Below are 423 nucleotides of genomic sequence, written 5' to 3' on the forward strand. Positions count from 1 at the left end.
TCAACACACAGCCGCCTGAAGGCGGCTGGCGATGTAACTATGAGCAAGCAGGCGCGCAAGCTGCGTTTCAACACACAGCCGCCTGAAGGCGGCTGGCTTTGTCCACAAAAAGGACATTGCGAAGCTGTTGTTTCAACACACAGCCGCCTGAAGGCGGCTGGTGCTTATATTTCATAACCCAATCCTCTATTCAATGTTTCAACACACAGCCGCCTGAAGGCGGCTGGAGCGGTGCGCCCTTGATGGTGTAGGAATACGCAGGTTTCAACACACAGCCGCCTGAAGGCGGCTGGCGCCTTGTAGCAGACTTGCCCAAAGGTGTCCAGTTGGTTTCAACACACAGCCGCCTGAAGGCGGCTGGGGTCGTCTGAAATCAGACGGCCTTTTTTATTTGGAGTTTCAACACACAGCCGCCTGAAGGCG

Annotated in this window: 1 CRISPR repeat array. The window is 55.3% G+C overall.

Going from position 1 to position 423, the window contains the following annotated elements:
• Positions 1 to 64: 64 nt before the first annotated feature.
• A CRISPR array of direct repeats spans positions 65 to 361; the repeat unit is 32 nt; unit sequence GTTTCAACACACAGCCGCCTGAAGGCGGCTGG.
• Positions 362 to 423 lie beyond the last annotated feature (62 nt).

The sequence above is a fragment of the Neisseria sp. HMSC03D10 genome, assembly GCF_001807625.1.
GTDB lineage: Bacteria > Pseudomonadota > Gammaproteobacteria > Burkholderiales > Neisseriaceae > Neisseria > Neisseria mucosa.